Genomic DNA, 18,507 nt, shown 5'->3' on the forward strand with positions numbered 1-18,507 from the left:
CGATAAATACTGTTTTGTTCGTCTCTTGCGAGACAAACGAATTGACTGTGCCGAACAACGTAAACGTTGTTTCGTATTGGTCACTCAGTTCATCGAATAAATCTTTTTGTCTATTCTCAACGAGTGCCCACACAGATTGCATAGGTCAAATTGTTAAAGAGCGCCGCTCATCGTTGAGCGGGAGTGGCATAATACGCCACTTTGGCATTGAGTCAAGCATTTTGTTTTGCTTGTCTGTATTGCCGTTGTTAGCTCGGCTTGCCGTGCCAACGAGAAGCGAATTATAGAGAGTTGTTTTTTTGATGCAAGTGTTTTTGTTCAAAAAAATCTAATCGCACAACTTTTCGCCGCATCGTTAAATATACGTTTACGCTTCGGTATCTTTCAATGCATCCGGCACATCGGCAATCGATACGAGGACCGCGGTCGCTAACGCCATCCCTTCTTCGGTAACGGGCTTCCCTGAACGAACCAGAAAACGCGTTTCGATGCCTGCTGCTTGAGCGGCTTTCATGTCATCTGCTTTATCACCCACCATCACAGAGCGAGATAAATCAATATCAAGCTCTTCCGCTGCCTCTAAGATCATGCCTGGTTTAGGTTTTCGGCAGTCACAATCAAGTTGATATTCACCGATGCCGTCTAGTGCATGATGCGGACAATAGTAGATGCCATCGAAATCGACACCTTTATCGGCAAAGTTCCAATCCATCCATTCTGTCAATTGTAAGAAATCTTCTTCGCTGTAGTAACCCCGAGCAATGCCCGCTTGATTAGTGACTAACACTAAAAGATATCCTTTTTCTTTTAACGCGCGGCACGCCTCAAACACACCGTCAATGTATTCAAAGTTATCGATACTGGCCACATAACCGTGGTCAACATTCACCACGCCATCACGATCGATAAAAATTGCTGGTAGCCTCACGCATTTTTCCTCTTCATCAATAGTCACCAGATTATGTCACGCTCAAGACTGACTTGCATCCATACTCCCCGTCTCTTTCGCATGCTAGTATAGCGGCTTTATTGTCGGGTTTATTCGTTTATGCGCTCCCCATTTTCTATCACGCCGATCGGCACGCTCCAATCACCGTTTAAAGAAAAGTTTGCTGTTCCTCGCCAACCGGGGCTGGCACCGAGTGCGCTTGCCCACCTTAAATTACACGATGACGCGAATCAGATTGAGGCTGTCCGAGGCATCGAACAATATTCCCATCTATGGTTGCTCTTTCTCTTTGACCAAAACTTAGAGAAAGGATGGAGACCGACAGTGCGTCCCCCTCGTTTAGGTGGGAATGAACGTATTGGCGTCTTTGCTAGCCGAGCGACGTTTCGCCCTAACGGTATTGGCATGTCAGCCGTCGAGCTGGTTGATGTGTCACAGGATAACGGGCAGGTCACCTTAACACTGCGCGGGTGCGATCTCGTCGACCAGACACCTATTATCGATATAAAACCATACATTCCCTATTCAGATAGCATAGCCGACGCTCAAGGCGGATTTGCTCAAACCAAACCGCCCCCAATGGACGTCCGTTTTTCTGACAACGCATTACAGGCTTTATCTCAATCTCCTTATCAAGCCTACCATCAACGCGTGATTAGCGAAGTATTAGCCCAGGATCCTCGTCCTGCTTATAAACAGGGTAAAAAGATGATAAATGTTACGCCGTACACCTTTTTGATTTTAACGTGCGGTTTTATGTACAACCTACGCAAATCCTGGTCGTGGCGGTAGAAGCTTTTGTCGAAACTCCCCCACACTGTTAATATGTTTGGACTTATTGAACGCCAATTTCAACGGATAACTTTAAATGCGTACCAGTCAATATCTGCTTTCTACCTTGAAAGAAACCCCTAGCGACGCAGAGATTGTCAGCCACCAGCTGATGCTGCGCGCGGGCATGATTCGAAAACTTGCCTCTGGCCTTTATACTTGGTTGCCTTCGGGTGTCCGCGTACTTCACCATGTTGAACGCATTGTGCGCGAAGAAATGAATCGAGCCGGTGCCGTTGAGACCATGATGCCCGTTGTCCAACCTGCTGATCTTTGGTTAGAGACGGGGCGCTGGGAGAAGTTTGGTCCTGAGCTACTTCGTATTGCTGACCGCCATCAGCGTGATTTTGTCTTAGGCCCTACGCATGAAGAAGTGATTACGCACTTGGCACGTAATGAAATTAATTCATACAAGCAACTGCCGCTCAATCTTTATCAAATCCAAACCAAGTTCCGTGATGAAGTACGTCCAAGATTTGGTGTTATGCGCTCACGTGAATTCACAATGAAAGACGCGTACAGTTTTGATATTGATAAAGCAGGCATGGAACAAAGCTACGAGAAAATGCGTGCGGCCTACTGTGCCATTTTTGATCGTATGGGGCTGGATTATCGTGCTGTGTTAGCCGATACCGGTGCGATTGGTGGGTCAGCATCACACGAGTTCCATGTCCTGGCCGACAGTGGTGAAGATCTGATTGCATTTTCAACCGAGTCCGACTACGCGGCAAATATTGAAAAAGCCGAAGCTTTGGCACCTAAAACGCAGGCTGATGCACCGACCCAAGAAATGACGCTCGTCGATACTCCTGATGCGAAAACCATCGCTGAGTTGGTTGCGCAGTTTGAGCTTCCTATTGAAAAGACGGTAAAAACTTTATTTGTCAAAGCCTCTGACGAGGTAGAGTCTGATCTTATCGCCCTAATCATCCGTGGTGACCACGAGTTGAATGAAGTGAAAGCAGAGAACCTACCACAGGTTGCTGCACCACTTACCTTTGCGACTGAAGAAGAAATCCGCGCACTGGTTGGAGCGGGTCCTGGCTCTTTAGGGCCTGTCAACTTACCGTCTCCTTTCATCGTTGACCGCAGTGTGGCAGTCATGAACGATTTTGGCGCAGGTGCCAATATCGACGATAAGCACTACTTCGGGATCAACTGGGGACGCGATGCGACGCTTGACCAAGTTGAGGACCTACGTAACGTTGTCGAAGGCGACCCTAGCCCGTGTGGCAAAGGAACGCTGATGTTTAAACGCGGTATTGAAGTCGGTCATATTTTCCAGCTTGGTAATAACTACTCGCAAAAAATGAATGCCGGCGTGCTTGGACAGGATGGCAAGAACGCGATGCTAGAAATGGGCTGTTACGGTATCGGCATTACGCGTGTGATTGCTGCCGCCATCGAACAGAACCATGACCAAAATGGCATTATCTGGCCCGATGCCCTTGCGCCATTTAAAGTTGCCATTGTACCGATGAATATGCATAAGTCTGAGCGCGTACGCGAAGCAGCAGAAGCACTCTATGCTGATCTGACTCGCGCTGGTATCGATGTATTATTCGATGATCGTAAAGAGCGCCCAGGCGTAATGTTCTCCGACATTGAACTTGTCGGTGTTCCTCACACGATTGTTATCGGAGAGCGCAGCATGGATAACGGAGTGTTCGAGTACAAACACCGTCGTGATGGCGAGAAAGTGCCTTTTGCGATTGACGATGCACTGACTTTCATTCAATCAAAACTCGCTTAAATAGCGCGTGATGGTTGCATTCAATACCCCGTTTTAGCGGGGTATTTTTTTGCTGATTTGTTGCCAACCGGCCTCACTGATTACAAAGCCCTCTATTCAACGCAGTCACCATCCGCAATGTTTAAAAGATTGAATGTTGGAAAGAGTGTGACAATGACCATGCATCGGCGCACACAGGCTGTCTATAATCAAACTGTTAGCGCGAGGATGAGATATGTATGGCCAAAAGCAAACCTAAGACAGCTTTGGTGCTGACTGGCGGTGGGGCCCGAGCCGCTTACCAAGTTGGTGTGTTATCGGCGATCGCGCAGTGGTATCCGCGCGTGCATACTAGCCCGTTTACTATTTATTGTGGCACATCAGCCGGTGCGATTAATGCCGTCTCCCTTGCGAGCCATGCGTCATGTTTTCGACTAGGCGTCAAAAAACTGTCGTGGCTATGGCGCCGATTGAGTACGTCTCGTGTCATTGCGAGTCACCCCAGCGCATTGATTGGCCACCTGTTGTCACAAACCGGGCAACGTTTTCAGTCTCACTATCAACCTCCCATTCCCTTTGGCTTACTAAATAACCGACCTTTACGCTATCTGCTTAATCAAACCATTAACTTTAATAAACTTAATTATCAGCTCTTAGCTGGGCACTTACACGGGCTATCCGTCACCGCCTCTAACTATCAAACCGGCCAGTCAGTCAGCTTTTTCCAAGGAGATCCGGATATTCCGCCTTGGGTACGTGCCCGGGCGGTGGGCCGCCGCAGTCAAATATCAACAGAACACTTACTCGCCTCTTCCGCTATTCCGTTCATGTTTCCAGCATCTAGAATTGGCCATGAGTTTTACGGTGACGGTGCCATCCACCAGATCGCACCTTTGCGGCCAGCGGTAAAAATGGATGCAGAGCGTATCCTCATTTTAGATTTGACCACTGGGATCCGGCAGTCTACTCAAATTAATCATGCAGCCCCTGGGCTAGCAATGCTCGGCGGCCACCTGATGAATGCCATTTTCGCCGATACACTGTCTGCAGATTTGGAGCACCTTCAACGACTTAATCAAGTGGCTAGTGCGCTGACACCATCACAGCAGCAACAGTTGGGATTACGCCATATTGATGCCTTACATCTGCGTCCTTCTGAGCCTTTTGAGCCCCTAGCCAAGCGTTTTTACCCACATATGCCGATAGCCTTGCGGAGTTTACTCAAATTATTAGGCATCAATGCCGGTCAAGATGCGACCCTAGCGAGTTATTTGTTATTTGAGCCGGCATACCTTCGCCAGTTGATTGACATTGGTTATCGCGATGCACACAATCATCAGTCTGATATTCTCTCTCTACTGACCGATTAATTATCTAAAAAACAACATGCTTATTAGCCTCTCCTCACCATGATTAGGATGAATATTAAAGGCTGGCATGATTTCTGCTTTACCATTACAAACACACACGATTGTAGAGTTGTTATCCTTTAATGAATGCCTCGCACATAAAGCAGTATACAAAGGCTGATTCCCCCCCGCGGATTATTCCGTTGGGCGCCGATCAGCGCTTGTTGTTGCTGCAAAAACTGCAAGGCCACCTTGATATAAAGGTCCTGTTCGAGGTCTATGCGCGCCAATTAGAAAAACATATCGATATCGGTCGGATTATTTGGGAGCACGATGACATCTCCAATATCATTCGCCGTGGTGAGCAACATACCTTTCGTCAAACGTTTTCAATCAAGTTCAATAAACAGCCGCTTGGTGTCCTTCAATATTCGACACCTTATAAGCTCGACCGAGACGAAATTAGCTTGTTACACACCTATCACAAGTTATTAGCCGGGCCACTTAATAATGCCGTTGAGTATACGCGTGTGAAAAATATGGCGTTACTTGATGGTTTAACAGGCTTACACAACCGTACGAGCTTTGAGCAGGATCTTCAGCATGCGGTTGCTGTATGCGAGCGAGAAAATATCGGCCTTGTGATGGTGATGTTCGATATGGACAACTTTAAACAAGTCAATGACACCTATGGTCATTTGGACGGCGATAAAGTGTTACGCCGCTTTTCATTGCTGGTTAGGGAAGCGGTAAGAGGAAGTGATCGCTGCTATCGACTGGGCGGCGATGAGTTTGCCGTCATCTTACAGCCCGCCAGCCAAACGTCAGTCAAGCGAGTCACAACACGCGTTAAACAACTCGTTGGCCAAGACCACCTGCTATCCAGCCATCAGATCAGCGCCTCGGTCGGATTTTCTGAGTATCGACAAGGCGACAATAATCTCTCTCTTTACGAGCGTGCTGACCAGAGCATGTACCGCCAAAAGCGCGCACGTTAATACTTTCCTCCTGCCGGTGAGATTGGGTATAGTGCTCCTTATCATCACTTGAGGAGACAATCATGAAAGTTGCAGACTGCTGTGATCTTATTCGCCAACGCTATGCCGAAATAGGTAGTGGTGAGCAAGGCTATATTCCTGCGGCGATCCACTGCGCGATCAACACCCTAAACGACGTTGCACAAGATCCGTCGATTCCTCAGTCACGTCGCGACCAAGCTGCATTTGCAGCCGCCAATTTATTGATTAGCGATCACGAGGATTAAGATGGATTTAAACAATTACGCGACCATGGATCCTGTGATGCTGATGAGCATCATCAACATGAAGCTGCGTGATGAATTCGATGGCTTGGACGATTTGGTTCGCTATTACGAGATAGATAAAGTCGCTCTCTGTGCTCGACTTAAAGACGCGGGCTTTGACTACCTGGAAGCAACGAAGCAATTTCGGTAATCAGGATTAAAACGAGAAAAGCGGACATGGTGTCCGCTTTTTATCTCAATTCACCCTGTGAGCGTGTTCGCTTAACCCAGTGACACCCATAACACGGTTGCCACCAAAATAGGACACACGAACTTCACATAGGCGGGCCAAATTTTCCAAAAAAGGCTCTGTTCAATCTCTTCATAGCCCTCACGTAAGGCAGACAACTTACGGTCACGCGCCCAGATCCAGCCACCAAATAAGCAAAACAGTAAAGCAGCAAAAGGCTGGAAGTATTGCGTCGCCACTTTTGCCACTAACCCGAACAAAGTACCAAAGTGGAAAACAATCACCGCACTCAACGCCGCAATCAAGCCGCCAAGCACCCAGCTTGTCAATTTACGATTTGATCCTAACCGCTCGCTAGCCAGTGCAACCGGACACTCGAGCATAGAAATAGAAGACGTCAGTGCGGCAATCGTCATTAATAAAAAGAAGACCAAAGACACATAAGGGCCAGCAGCACCTAAGCTTTCAAACAGCAAGGGTAACACGGTGAATACTAAGGTATCGGCGCTAAGTAAGCTGCCATCCTGAGCATAGATTTCGACGCCCTGATGCATCGCCACAAACATCGCTGGCAATACCACTAACCCCGCAACCACCGCCACAGCAGTATCCACCAAGGTCACACTCAAGGCCATCTTAGGCAAATTCTCTTTCTGGCTAAGGTAAGAGCCATAAATCAACATCGAGCACCCACCAATCGTCAGCGAAAAGAACCCTTGCCCCATCGCGGCTAGCAACAAGTCTTTGTCCATGATCTTGCTAAAGTCTGGGATGAGATAGTGCTTTAGTCCTTCTGTCGCGCCTGGCAATGTCATGATGTAGATGAACATGGCGGCAAATAAGACAAATAGCGCAGGCATCAAACGCGTTGACCAGCGTTCGATCCCTTGCTTGACCCCGGCTTGGACGATAAAAATAGTCAAAACATAAAAAAGGATAGCACCAAACAGGTTACGCGACGCCGAAAAGCCTTTTAACCAAGCCGCTGTATCGGTAAATTGCAGGATCTCTGCGACCGCGGCGAGCAAAAATGACACTAACCAACCACCAACGATGCTATAAAACGCTAACACCATACAAGGCACCGCCAGGCCAATAAGACCCACACCACTGCCTAAGCGCTTCATTAGTGGATTGTCACTTAATGCACGCATACTATCTAGCGGGTTAGCTCGACCATGACGGCCTATCGCCATCTCGACCACCAGCATCGGAAACGCGACCAGCAGAATCATCAGAAGATAGACGAGCAAAAAAGCGCCCCCGCCATTACTGGCCGCTTGCGTCGGAAACCCCCAAATATTACCGAGCCCAACCGCAGCCCCTGCTGCAGCGAGAACGAAGCCAATTCTAGTACCGAATAACTCGCGACTTGATGCCATTACCACTCACCTCATGTATCATTAGACTAGTACATTAAGTAATTCGGGAAAATTAAGCAAGCCCGGGGCGCTTAACTGCTCAATTAATCATCACTAGACGGGCATGCTATTATGCCGCCATGATGCGCGATGTTTCTTTTGTCCTCGGTTTAACGGAGTAAAAATAGGTAAACATCCGTTTGCAAAGACTAACGCTAACGTTGCCAAACGAGTCGCCATTGCTGACCACTCGCCCCTAGACGAACAAAATGGTCAGCCACCGCTACCACGCCCTGATCGTCACAGACAATAGGTTGCCGACGACGTAACCAACTTGGGATCGCCGCCTCTTGATAAAGCTTCTTTAATTTTCGCCGCCCTTGCCGCCCAACAGGATGCATTGCTAAGCCACTCGGATTAAAGTGGACCTTGAGCGTTGAGGTTAATGGTCCGAGCGCTAAACCTGGCGCTGTCGCCTCAAAGGGCAACAAGTGCAACTGTCCAAGCCCATCGGGTAACGTCAGGGGCTGCTCCAGTGTTAACTCTCCTTGCCACTGCGATAAGTCGGCACAAGGTGTGACGACATAAAGCTGTTGCTGATAGCGACGAATACTGACATCTGCGATCGTCAAACACGGGTTAGCATCTTGTTTGGCGTGGATCACGTCACGGATAAGCACCTGTAACTGCGCATAAGTGAGCACCAACTTATATCGCTTTAGCCAATGACGGAGCAGCGCATGCGCCATGGCAGGATCCGCTTGGGGGAGTACCGCGATCGGTAACGCGCCTGAATCACTGACTGCATTTTCCACTATCGGCGCGATAAAACGCGTCAGCAGCGAGGATTGCTCTGCACATAGGCGCTGTGTGCGTTGAACGGCTTGTCGAAAGCCAGGCCAGCGCGCATCGGCTTGCGGTAACCAGCGCTGACGTAAGAAGTTGCGATCAAAGCGAGTTTGCTGATTGCTAGGGTCATCAATCCAACTCAGCCCATGGCTGCTGGCATAGCTTGCAAGGGCAGCACGTGATTGGGCTAAGAGAGGCCGCACGAGCCAGCCATGTCCTAATGGACGCACCTCGGGCATCCCTGCTAATCCGTCGAGGCCACTGCCACGCTTTAGCGCGAGAAAAAATGTTTCGACCTGATCGTCACTATGCTGCGCCGTCAACACTAAACCTTCCGGCTCTAGATGTTGTTGCAAAGCCTGATACCTTGCTTCACGCGCGGCGTGTTCAAGACTGAGCGCACTGTCGAGTTCAACATGCTCAACTCGACAGTCAAAGCCCGCTTGTGCAGCCCAGTGTTGGCATTGTCTCGCCCATTGTTCAGCCTGCAGTTGCAAACCATGATTGACATGGACCACCCGATAACAATGCTGAGGATGCTGATCACGATACTGAGCCAACAGTGCAAGCAGCACCCGAGAGTCCAGACCACCGCTTAATGCGAGAATGATCTGCCGTGGCGTCGTGGTTAACGGTGCCAAACAATCACAAAGTTGTTGGTAAAGCATAGGCATTCACTGTTGATATAATCCGCCATTGTTGCTGGCCGCTGGTAAAAAGAAAAGGGCCCGAAGGCCCTTTTATCCCTATAAATACCATAACGGCTTAGCAATAACCGTAGTTCAATAAACGCTGGTAACGACGATCGCGCAGGCTTTCCGTATCCAAGCCTTCCAAATCAGCCAGCTGGGCCAACAAGGTGTCTTTAATACGCTCTGCCATCGCGGTTAAATCGCGATGGGCGCCCCCAAGTGGTTCGCTAATCACAGTATCAATTAAACCCAGCTCTTTAAGCCGTGGCGCTGTGATCCCCATTGCATCCGCCGCTTGAGGGGCTTTTGCTGAATCACGCCAAAGAATCGACGCACATCCCTCAGGCGAAATCACCGAATAGGTTGAGTATTGCAGCATGTTGACGTAATCGCCTACACCTATCGCTAACGCTCCTCCAGAGCCTCCTTCACCGACCACATTACAAATAATGGGGACAGTTAACCCAGCCATTTCTTTAAGGTTTCGAGCAATCGCTTCCGACTGGCCGCGCTCTTCCGCGCCCACACCAGGATACGCGCCGGCGGTATCAATAAAGGTGATCACAGGAATATTAAACCGTTCCGCCATCTTCATCAGGCGTAATGCTTTACGGTACCCTTCTGGTTTTGGCATTCCAAAGTTACGTTTTACCTTTTCGTTAGTATCACGCCCTTTTTGGTGACCGATCACCATCACTGGACGTCCCTCAAGACGCGCCAATCCACCGACTAATGCTTTGTCGTCGGCATACGCACGATCGCCGGCCAGCTCATCAAATTCGTGAAAAATCCGGTTCAGATAATCGTAGGTGTAAGGGCGTTGTGGATGACGCGCCAACTGCGCGACTTGCCAAGCACCTAAATCAGCAAAAATCTTTCGAGTAAGCTCAACGCTTTTGGTTTCCAGCTGCTCGATTTCTTTATCTAAGTTAACCGCGTCTTCTCCGCCACGCTTGGACACCGCACGAAGGGCCTCAATTTTGGCTTCTAATTCTGCGATCGGTTTTTCGAACTCTAAAAAATTAAGACTCATACCAAGAGAATCCTATTGGTCACCGCCAGTGTACGCGATACGTCACCAGCCTGGCTTAGTTAAACTCTAATTCGACTTGATCATTACCGAGCAAGCCTTTCAAGGTGTCGATTAATTCATCGGTTGGCGTCACACGCCATTCCGCGCCTAAACGCAACCGAGCACGCGCATCATCACGCTGATAATAGATATTCACCGGCACCGTACCCGAACGATACGGCGCCAGTGCATCATGAAATTGTTCAAAAAAGGGTGCCTCTATTTGCTTAGATGACATCGATATACCCAAACAACGCGCGTATTTTTCCCGCGCTTGGCTAATGTCCATCAATTCACGGGCGGTCATTTTAAGCCCCCCGTTGAAGTCATCAAAGCTGACCTGTCCTGAGACCACCAGAATGCGATCTTTCTCCACTAGATCAAGATATTTGTCGAGCACGTCAGAAAAAAGCATCACTTCCATCCGGCCCGAACGATCATCCAGGGTCAGTATCCCCAGCCGAGAGCCGCGTTTGGTGGTCATGACTCGCGCAGCAATCACCAACCCTGAAACGGTCGAGATCACATCGCGTTTAGTTGCGTGCGCATCTTCCAGCCGCCAGGTCACATAATTTTTCAGCTCTTTGCGGTAACTATTAATGGGATGACCGGTTAAATACAACCCTAGCGTTTCTCTCTCTCCCTCTAGCCATACTTTATCTGGCCAAGGGGCCGCATGCGCGTAGGCGTGCTCAACTTCTTCAGGGGCATCAGTTAATACCCCGAACATATCGGTTTGCCCATATGCTTCAGCTTGATGGTGTTGGCTCGCGGCGCGAATCGCTTCATCGACAGACGCCATCATCGCAGCACGATGTGGCCCCAGTTTATCCATAGCACCGGCGCGGATCAGCCGTTCAATCACACGTTTGTTGACTTTTTTAGTATCAATTCGAGCACAAAAATCAAACAAGTCTCGGAAATAACCGTCTTGCTCGCGAGCGGCGACAATTGTATCAATAGGGCCTTCGCCAACCCCTTTAATCGCCCCAATACCGTAGACAATCTCACCTTGGTCATTCACGGTAAAATGATGCAGACCCGCATTCACATCGGGCGGTAACACCGTCAGCTTCATGCGGCGACACTCTTCAACCAGCCCCACGACTTTATCGGTGTTATCCATATCAGCGGTCATCACCGCCGCCATAAACTCAGCGGGATAGTGCGCTTTTAGCCACAGCGTTTGATAAGAAACTAGCGCATATGCCGCTGAATGCGATTTGTTAAAGCCGTAACCGGCGAACTTTTCTACTAAGTCGAAGATGCGCATCGCCAGCTCGCCATCAATGCCGTTGGCGATCGCCCCTTTCTCAAAGATTGCACGCTGCTTGGCCATTTCTTCGGGCTTTTTCTTACCCATGGCACGACGCAGCAAGTCTGCACCGCCCAGAGTATACCCCGCTAGCGTTTGCGCAATCTGCATCACCTGCTCTTGATAGAGAATGATGCCATAAGTCGGCTCAAGCGTTTCTTGCAGTGACGGATGTTGCCACTTCTCATCGGGATAAGAAACCTGCTCTCGGCCATGCTTACGGTCAATAAAGTTATCGACCATCCCTGATTGCAACGGGCCGGCCGGAACAACGCCACCAAAGCGATCATGTCCTCAAAACTATCGGGCTGAAGACGCTTGATCAGCTCTTTCATGCCACGCGATTCCAGCTGGAAAACCGCGGTCGTCTCGGCTTTACGCAACATCGCAAAGGATGCCTGATCGGTCATCGGGATCGCGGTAATATCAATCGGATCCAGCCCTTTGGCTTTCAAGCGAGGATTGATCATGCCCAACGCCCAGTCGATGATCGTCAGGGTTCGCAGGCCCAGGAAATCAAACTTCACCAAGCCTGCGGTTTCAACATCATTTTTATCGAACTGGGTAACAGGGTGGTGTCCCTCGCTATCACAATAGAGTGGCGAGAAATCGGTAATCGTCGTGGGCGAAATCACTACCCCGCCCGCATGCTTACCCGCGTTACGTGTGACCCCTTCCAGCTTCCGCGCCATGTCGATCAGCGCTTTGACTTCTTCATCATTGTTATAGACTTCGACCAGCTGGGGCTCTGCGTCAAAGGCTTTCTCAAGGGTCATCCCTGGATCAGGAGGCACAAGTTTAGAAATGCGATCAACAAAGCCGTAAGGGTGTCCCAACACCCGACCTACATCGCGAATAACCGCCTTGGCCGCCATGGTACCAAAGGTAATGATCTGAGATACCGCATCACGTCCGTACATTTCGGCGACATGGTCGATCACCAGATCGCGTTTATCCATACAGAAATCGACATCGAAATCCGGCATCGAGACACGCTCGGGATTCAAGAAGCGCTCGAAAAGCAGATCAAATTGCAGCGGATCCAGGTCGGTGATTTTGAGGGCATACGCAACCAATGAGCCAGCGCCCGAACCACGCCCTGGACCAACGGGGATATCGTTATCTTTTGACCATTGGATAAACTCCATGACGATCAAAAAGTACCCGGGAAATCCCATTTGGTTAATCACGCCAAGCTCACGCTCCAAGCGTGCGTCATAGTCGGGTCGTCGACGTGCTCTTTCTGCTTCATCAGGAAACAAAAAGGCGAGACGTTCTTCCAACCCCTCTTGCGAGCGTTTAACCAGGTACTGATCAATGTCCATTCCCTCGGTCGGGAAGTTCGGTAAGAAGTATTCGTTTAGCCGAACAGGCACATTACAGCGTTTGGCTATTTCAACACTGTTGGTGAGTGCTTCGGGAATATCCGCAAACAGCTCACACATTTCTTGCTCAGTGCGTAAATACTGCTCTGCACTGTAGTGTTTAGGCCGACGCGGATCATCGAGCGTAAAGCCATCATGAATCGCGACGCGAATTTCGTGAGCATCAAATTCATCGGGCGAGAGAAAACAGACTTCATTGGTCGCCACGACAGGTAAATCATGCTCGGCAGCAAAGTCGACCGCAAAATGGAGGTAGCTCTCTTCATCTTGGCGTCCGGTCCGCACCAACTCCATATAGTAAGCGTTAGGAAAGTACCGCTGGTAGAAGTGTGCGCACTGTTCGGCGAGCGCTTGGTTGCCTTTCAGTAAAGCACGACCCAAATCACCACGACAGCCGCCAGATAGCACAATTAGGCCTTCGGCATGGTCAACGAGCCATTGTTGATCAATCACAGGACGATGCTGCACATGGCCGCGCAAATACGCTTTGGAGATCAGTAATGTCAGGTTTTTGTACCCAACTTTATTGGTGGCAAGCAGGGTTAGCTGACATAACTCATCGCCAAACGCATCAGACTGAACATTAAAATCTGCCCCGATAATGGGCTTAACACCCACATTGTTCGCAGTGTTATAGAACTTAACCAACCCACATAAATTACTGAAATCGGTGAGTGCCATCGCAGGCATGCCCATTTCCGCCACTTTTTTTACCAATGGCGGCACTTTGGACACTCCATCAACCATGGAGTAATCACTATGAATGCGTAAGTGGACGAAACGTGGCTCAGACATAAAACTCGCTACTTCACTATGATTGGCTGAGATAAATAGCGCGCACTAGTCGATACCGAGCGCGCGTTTAACCGGCTTAAAGCTCTTACGATGCATCGGTAAGGCACCGTGCTCAGCTAAAGCGGCCATATGAACTTTGGTCGGATACCCTTTATGTTGGGCAAATCCGTAGCCTGGATACGCGGCATCCAGTAACGCCATTTCATGATCGCGATCGACCTTGGCTAAAATTGAGGCGGCACTGATTTCCGCCACGCGTAAGTCACCTTTCACAACGGCTTGCGCCGGCATCGGTAAGTCAGGCACGCGATTACCGTCAATCAGCGCATAATCCGGAGTAACCGACAGCCCATTCACCGCACGCTGCATCGCTAGCATCGTGGCGTGTAATATATTGAGTGCATCAATTTCATCAGGCTCAGCACGTCCAACAGACCATGAAAGCGCTTTTTGCTTGATCTGATCATACAGCGCAAGCCGCTTTTTCTCGCTCAATTTCTTTGAATCGGTTAATCCAACAATCGGCTGATTGGGATCTAAAATCACCGCCGCTGTCACCACCGCGCCGACAAGCGGGCCTCGCCCGACCTCATCAACACCAGCAATCACGTTGGCGTCCGGGTATACAAAAGGTTGTTCAGTCATGGTGACCCAATAGTGTTAATACTGCCTTGGCGGCGGAGGCATCCGCATTTTGACGAATGGTTTGATGCAACGCAGTAAAGGTGGACAACAGTGCTTGATTATCGCTATCAAGCTGATCACTAACGGCCTTCGCTAACGCCTCTGGCTGACAGTCTTCCTGTAGCAGTTCAGGCACCAGTGGCGCGTCTGCTAAAATATTCGGCAACGAGACATACTGGGTCTTAAGCAAACGCTTTGCCAGCCATGCTGTCAGTGGTTTCACGCGGTAGCCCACCACCATAGGACGCTTGAGTAACATGCATTCAAGCGCGACGGTTCCCGACGCCAGCAACACAGAATCGGCCGCACTAATAACCTGGCGCGCTGTATCGTCAACCAAGGTAAACGAAAGCTCTGGGGCAATGGCCTGCCAAGCTTGCTCAAACTGTTCGCGACGTGCCGAGTTAACCAAAGCAACCACAAAGCCAAGTTCCGGATAACGTGCCGCAAGCTGTTGGCAGGCTTGTATGAACGGCGGGGCTAACATCGCCATCTCACTGCCGCGACTTCCCGGAAGGACCGCTAACCAACGTTTATTAGGGTCAAGCCCCAGGGTTTGCTGTGCCGCCGTTTTATCCACTTGCATCGGAATGCTATCCGCCATGGTGTGACCGACAAAGGCACACGGCACGTCGAACTTGTCGTAAAACGCTTTTTCAAAGGGCAGAAACGCTAAGACAAGATCCGTGGCGGCCGCAATTTTAAAGATCCGCTTTTGCCGCCACGCCCACACTGACGGGCTGACGTAATGGACGGTTTTTATTCCGGTTTTTTTTAATGATGCTTCAAGACGTAAGTTAAAGTCCGGCGCATCAATACCAATAAAGACATCAGGCGGATGAGCAGTAAAGTGCTTCACCAGCGCGGCCTTCACATTCAATAAACGCGGCAGTCGACCCAAGACCTCGACCAGCCCCATCACGGACAGCTCTTCCATATCAAACAGGCTCTGGCAGCCTTGCGCTATCATTCGTGGGCCGCCAATGCCGACAAATTCAATATTCGGGTGCTGGGCGCGCAGTGCCTTGATGAGGCCTTCACCTAAAACATCGCCGGAGATTTCTCCGGCGACGATTCCAACCCGTAATGGACGCTCACTCGGTAACATTAACGAATAACGCCTCGCGTTGAGCGTGCAAAAAAGTCAACAAACAACGCCAATGCAGGTTCGTCTTCTGCTTGCGCCGCGAGCTCTTTTTTCACTTCTTCTAACGTTTTACCGGCGCGATACATGTTTTTATACACCGCACGAATGGCCCGAATGGCGGACTTGTCGAAGCCACGGCGTTTGAGACCCTCCACATTGATCCCAAACGGTGCGCAGTGATTGCCTTGAGCCATCACATACGGTGGCACGTCTTGAACCACAATGGATCCGCCGCCGAGCATGGCATGACTACCAATGACGCAGAACTGGTGAATAGCTGACATCCCGCCCACTATCGCATAGTCATCGACATGGACGTGTCCTGCCAAGGTCGCATTGTTGGCAAAAATACAATGATTCCCTACCACACAATCATGGGCAACGTGGGCATTAATCATAAACAGGTTGTCGCTGCCAACTTTGGTTTCGCCTTTATCTTGCACCGTGCCGCGGTGCATGGTCACGCTTTCCCGAATGGTATTGCGATCACCAATTTCCAATGTTGTTGGCTCACCAGCATATTTAAGATCTTGGCATGCTTCACCAATGGAGGCGAACTGATAGATTCTATTATCACAACCAATACGCGTAGGCCCTTTGATCACCACATGGGTCATCACTTCGGTCCCTGCACCGATCTCTACACCCTTCCCCACATAAGAAAAGGCGCCAATTTTTACGTTTTCCCCCAAGACTGCACCGTCTTCGACAACGGCAGCGGGATGGATATAGGCAGTTTCGTGGATCACAATTAGATCTCTCTTCTTGCGCACTTTAATTGAGCCGAGCAGACAACATCACCATCGACTTTTGCGACGCCAGTAAAGGCCGCAATACCTCGGCGCTCTTTAATAAATTCTACCTCGAGAACCAGTTGGTCGCCTGGCGAGACTGGGCGGCGGAATTTAGCATTATCAATGCTTGCAAAATAGTATAGCTCGTTGTCTTTCGGCTTACCGAAGGTCTTAAACGCGAGCAAGCCTGTCGCTTGTGCCATCGCCTCTAGGATCAGTACGCCTGGGAACACCGGCAACTGCGGAAAATGCCCAGTGAACTGCGGCTCATTAACCGTAATATTTTTAATCGCGTGAAGGTACTGCCCTTCTTCAAAATCGGTAACACGATCAATCAACAAAAAAGGATAGCGGTGTGGTAACAGCTCTTTGATTTCATTGATATATAGAACTTTTTTTTCGCGAGTCAAGGTAGTATTCCCGTTCAAATCCAATACTGACTTCATTAACGCAAAACGGCCCGCGTTACTAAGGCGGGCCTGCTATTCTCGGCGTTAATCTTGTTTGTCGAGCTGATGTTCCAGCTCTTTAAGTCGCTTGTGCATCTCGTCAATTTTGAGCACACGCGCGGCTGTTTTCCGCCACTCGCGGTTGGGCTGTAACGGAATACCGGACGAATACATGCCCGGCTCAGTGATTGGCCGCATCACCATCGCCATTCCTGTGATGGTCACGTTATCTGTGATTTCCATATGGCCATTAAACACGCTGGCGCCACCGATAATGCAGTGTTTACCTACTTTGAGGCTGCCTGCCATTACCGTTGCACCCGCGATTGCCGTGTTCTCACCAATCGAGACATTATGCGCAATCTGGCACTGATTGTCGATAATCACGCCATCAGCAATCTCGGTATCATCCAACGCCCCACGGTCGATAGTGGTACAGGCACCTATTTCGACTCGGTTACCAATCACAACCCGGCCAAGCTGAGGGATTTTAATCCATTTGCCTTTGTCATTGGCGTAGCCAAACCCATCTGCGCCGATCACTGTTCCTGCTTGAACCAAACAATCTTGACCGATAACGACATGATGATAGACGCTAACATTGGCCCACAGTTTTGTCCGCGCGCCGAGTTTTGCGCCCTTACCAATAAAGCAACCTGCGCCAATTTGAACGTTGTCACCAATTAACGCCCCAGATTCAATCACCGCATTAGGACCAATGGCGACGCCTTCACCTAGGATGGCATCATTTGCAACGACCGCTGACGACGCGATATCGGTGGCGCAGGCAGGGGTCGTATCTAAAATTTGTGCGACCTTCGCGTAGGCTAAATAGGGGTCTGCCACCACCAAGGCATTGCCATGGCAATAGGCAAGATCGCCTTCTTTAAGCATCACCGCGCTAGCACGACACAGTGCAAGACCCTTCCGATATTTCGGACTCGATAAGAAGGTGATTTGCCCTTCTCCCGCTGAATTCATCCCTGCAAGCGAGGTTATCGTTACAGCGCCGTCTCCGTGGAGCTGTGCATCCAGTTTTTCCGCTAATTCAGCGAGAGTAATTGAAACCATGGGCTCCTCGACGGTTAGTTAACTGCGTTAATCACTTTTTCAGACAAATCATCACTTGGGTTCGCATACAAAACGGCATTGGCATCAATCACGATGTCATAGCCCTCTTGCTCTGCCACTTTATCGACGGCTTTTTTCAGCTTTTGCACCAGCTTAGATTCTTCTTGGCCGCCGCGCTTGCGCTGATCTTCCTGCAAGGCTTTTACTTTGAGTTTATAGTCAGACTCCATCGACTGAAGCTCGCGTTGTAGCTTCACGCGCTCGTCTTCGCTCATCAACTCACCATTACGTTTAAGTTTTTCTACGCCTTTTGAGAGCTTTTCTTTCAAACGTTCAATCTCTGCGACGCGATCTTTAAATTCACCACGCAATTTTTCATTGAGGTTATTTTTTTGCGCCAGCTGCGACATCACAGCGCCGGTTGATACGTAGCCCACTTTCTGTGCAGCATCAGCCGCTGATGCGTACATGGACGTGGTCAATACCGCGACACTCAGTCCCGCTGCTTTCAAAAATGATTTCACAATAGTCTCCTTTCT

The 18,507-nt window shown here is 49.7% G+C and carries 15 protein-coding genes and 2 pseudogenes; 6 read left to right on the top strand and 11 right to left on the bottom strand.

All coding sequences use genetic code 11. From position 1 onward, the window contains the following. Positions 1–367: 367 nt before the first annotated feature. Positions 368–928: a D-glycero-beta-D-manno-heptose 1,7-bisphosphate 7-phosphatase gene (gene gmhB, locus HLG76_RS09370; protein ID WP_175993535.1), complete on the bottom strand. Its 561-nt coding sequence runs from the start codon at positions 926–928 to the stop codon at positions 368–370. Between the two features lie 120 nt (positions 929–1,048). Here gmhB and tsaA point away from each other — a divergent pair. The 6 genes and pseudogenes from tsaA (at position 1,049) to HLG76_RS09400 (ending at position 6,315) form a co-directional block, all read left to right on the top strand. Next, a pseudogene (gene tsaA, locus HLG76_RS09375) lies at positions 1,049–1,773 on the top strand (tRNA (N6-threonylcarbamoyladenosine(37)-N6)-methyltransferase TrmO). 44 nt (positions 1,774–1,817) lie between these two features. After that, positions 1,818–3,533 carry a proline--tRNA ligase gene (locus tag HLG76_RS09380; RefSeq protein ID WP_175993536.1) on the top strand — a complete coding sequence of 572 codons (1,716 nt, stop codon included), beginning with the start codon at positions 1,818–1,820 and terminating at the stop codon, positions 3,531–3,533. Between the two features lie 218 nt (positions 3,534–3,751). Next, positions 3,752–4,882, top strand: a complete 1,131-nt coding sequence (locus HLG76_RS09385) for a patatin-like phospholipase family protein (RefSeq protein WP_175993537.1) — start codon at positions 3,752–3,754, stop codon at positions 4,880–4,882. 122 nt (positions 4,883–5,004) lie between these two features. Beyond that, on the top strand, positions 5,005–5,859 hold the full coding sequence (locus HLG76_RS09390) for a GGDEF domain-containing protein (protein WP_021021983.1): 855 nt from the start codon (positions 5,005–5,007) through the stop codon (positions 5,857–5,859). Between the two features lie 62 nt (positions 5,860–5,921). Then, complete coding sequence (locus tag HLG76_RS09395; protein WP_021021984.1) at positions 5,922–6,125, top strand: YaeP family protein; 204 nt, start codon at positions 5,922–5,924, stop codon at positions 6,123–6,125. A gap of 1 nt (position 6,126) precedes the next feature. Continuing rightward, positions 6,127–6,315, top strand: coding sequence for a DUF4250 domain-containing protein (locus HLG76_RS09400; RefSeq protein WP_021021985.1), 189 nt, complete (start codon positions 6,127–6,129; stop codon positions 6,313–6,315). A 71-nt stretch (positions 6,316–6,386) separates the two neighbouring features. On the opposite strand, the gene HLG76_RS09405 is transcribed toward HLG76_RS09400, so the two are convergent. From HLG76_RS09405 to HLG76_RS09450, 10 genes and pseudogenes are all read right to left on the bottom strand, one after another. Next, positions 6,387–7,736 carry a sodium-dependent transporter gene (locus HLG76_RS09405; RefSeq protein WP_021021986.1) on the bottom strand — a complete coding sequence of 450 codons (1,350 nt, stop codon included), beginning with the start codon at positions 7,734–7,736 and terminating at the stop codon, positions 6,387–6,389. A gap of 194 nt (positions 7,737–7,930) precedes the next feature. Continuing rightward, positions 7,931–9,232 (bottom strand): tRNA lysidine(34) synthetase TilS, encoded by a 1,302-nt coding sequence (gene tilS, locus HLG76_RS09410; protein WP_175993538.1) that lies wholly within the window; start codon positions 9,230–9,232, stop codon positions 7,931–7,933. Between the two features lie 97 nt (positions 9,233–9,329). Then, positions 9,330–10,289, bottom strand: a complete 960-nt coding sequence (gene accA / locus HLG76_RS09415) for an acetyl-CoA carboxylase carboxyl transferase subunit alpha (RefSeq protein WP_021021988.1) — start codon at positions 10,287–10,289, stop codon at positions 9,330–9,332. 55 nt (positions 10,290–10,344) lie between these two features. After that, positions 10,345–13,823 (bottom strand): annotated as a pseudogene (gene dnaE / locus HLG76_RS09420) (DNA polymerase III subunit alpha). A gap of 45 nt (positions 13,824–13,868) precedes the next feature. Further along, entirely contained in the window at positions 13,869–14,468 is a 600-nt protein-coding gene (rnhB, locus tag HLG76_RS09425; protein WP_077459727.1) for a ribonuclease HII, read from the bottom strand. Then, the gene (gene lpxB, locus HLG76_RS09430; RefSeq protein ID WP_077661050.1) at positions 14,461–15,615 is read right to left on the bottom strand and encodes a lipid-A-disaccharide synthase; all 1,155 of its coding nucleotides are present in this window, start codon (positions 15,613–15,615) and stop codon (positions 14,461–14,463) included. Before lpxB ends, rnhB begins: the two co-directional genes overlap by 8 nt. Continuing rightward, the gene (gene lpxA / locus HLG76_RS09435) at positions 15,615–16,403 is read right to left on the bottom strand and encodes an acyl-ACP--UDP-N-acetylglucosamine O-acyltransferase (protein ID WP_077661051.1); all 789 of its coding nucleotides are present in this window, start codon (positions 16,401–16,403) and stop codon (positions 15,615–15,617) included. The genes lpxB and lpxA overlap by 1 nt, the downstream gene beginning before the upstream one ends. A gap of 2 nt (positions 16,404–16,405) precedes the next feature. Beyond that, positions 16,406–16,858 (bottom strand): 3-hydroxyacyl-ACP dehydratase FabZ, encoded by a 453-nt coding sequence (gene fabZ / locus HLG76_RS09440; RefSeq protein ID WP_025744337.1) that lies wholly within the window; start codon positions 16,856–16,858, stop codon positions 16,406–16,408. An 84-nt stretch (positions 16,859–16,942) separates the two neighbouring features. Continuing rightward, positions 16,943–17,968, bottom strand: coding sequence for a UDP-3-O-(3-hydroxymyristoyl)glucosamine N-acyltransferase (gene lpxD / locus HLG76_RS09445; protein WP_077459730.1), 1,026 nt, complete (start codon positions 17,966–17,968; stop codon positions 16,943–16,945). A 14-nt stretch (positions 17,969–17,982) separates the two neighbouring features. Then, positions 17,983–18,492 (bottom strand): OmpH family outer membrane protein, encoded by a 510-nt coding sequence (locus HLG76_RS09450; RefSeq protein WP_021021995.1) that lies wholly within the window; start codon positions 18,490–18,492, stop codon positions 17,983–17,985. Between the last annotated feature and the right edge of the window lie 15 nt (positions 18,493–18,507).

The sequence above is a fragment of the Salinivibrio sp. EAGSL genome (genome assembly GCF_013366455.1).
In the GTDB taxonomy this organism is placed as follows: Bacteria; Pseudomonadota; Gammaproteobacteria; order Enterobacterales; family Vibrionaceae; genus Salinivibrio; species Salinivibrio costicola.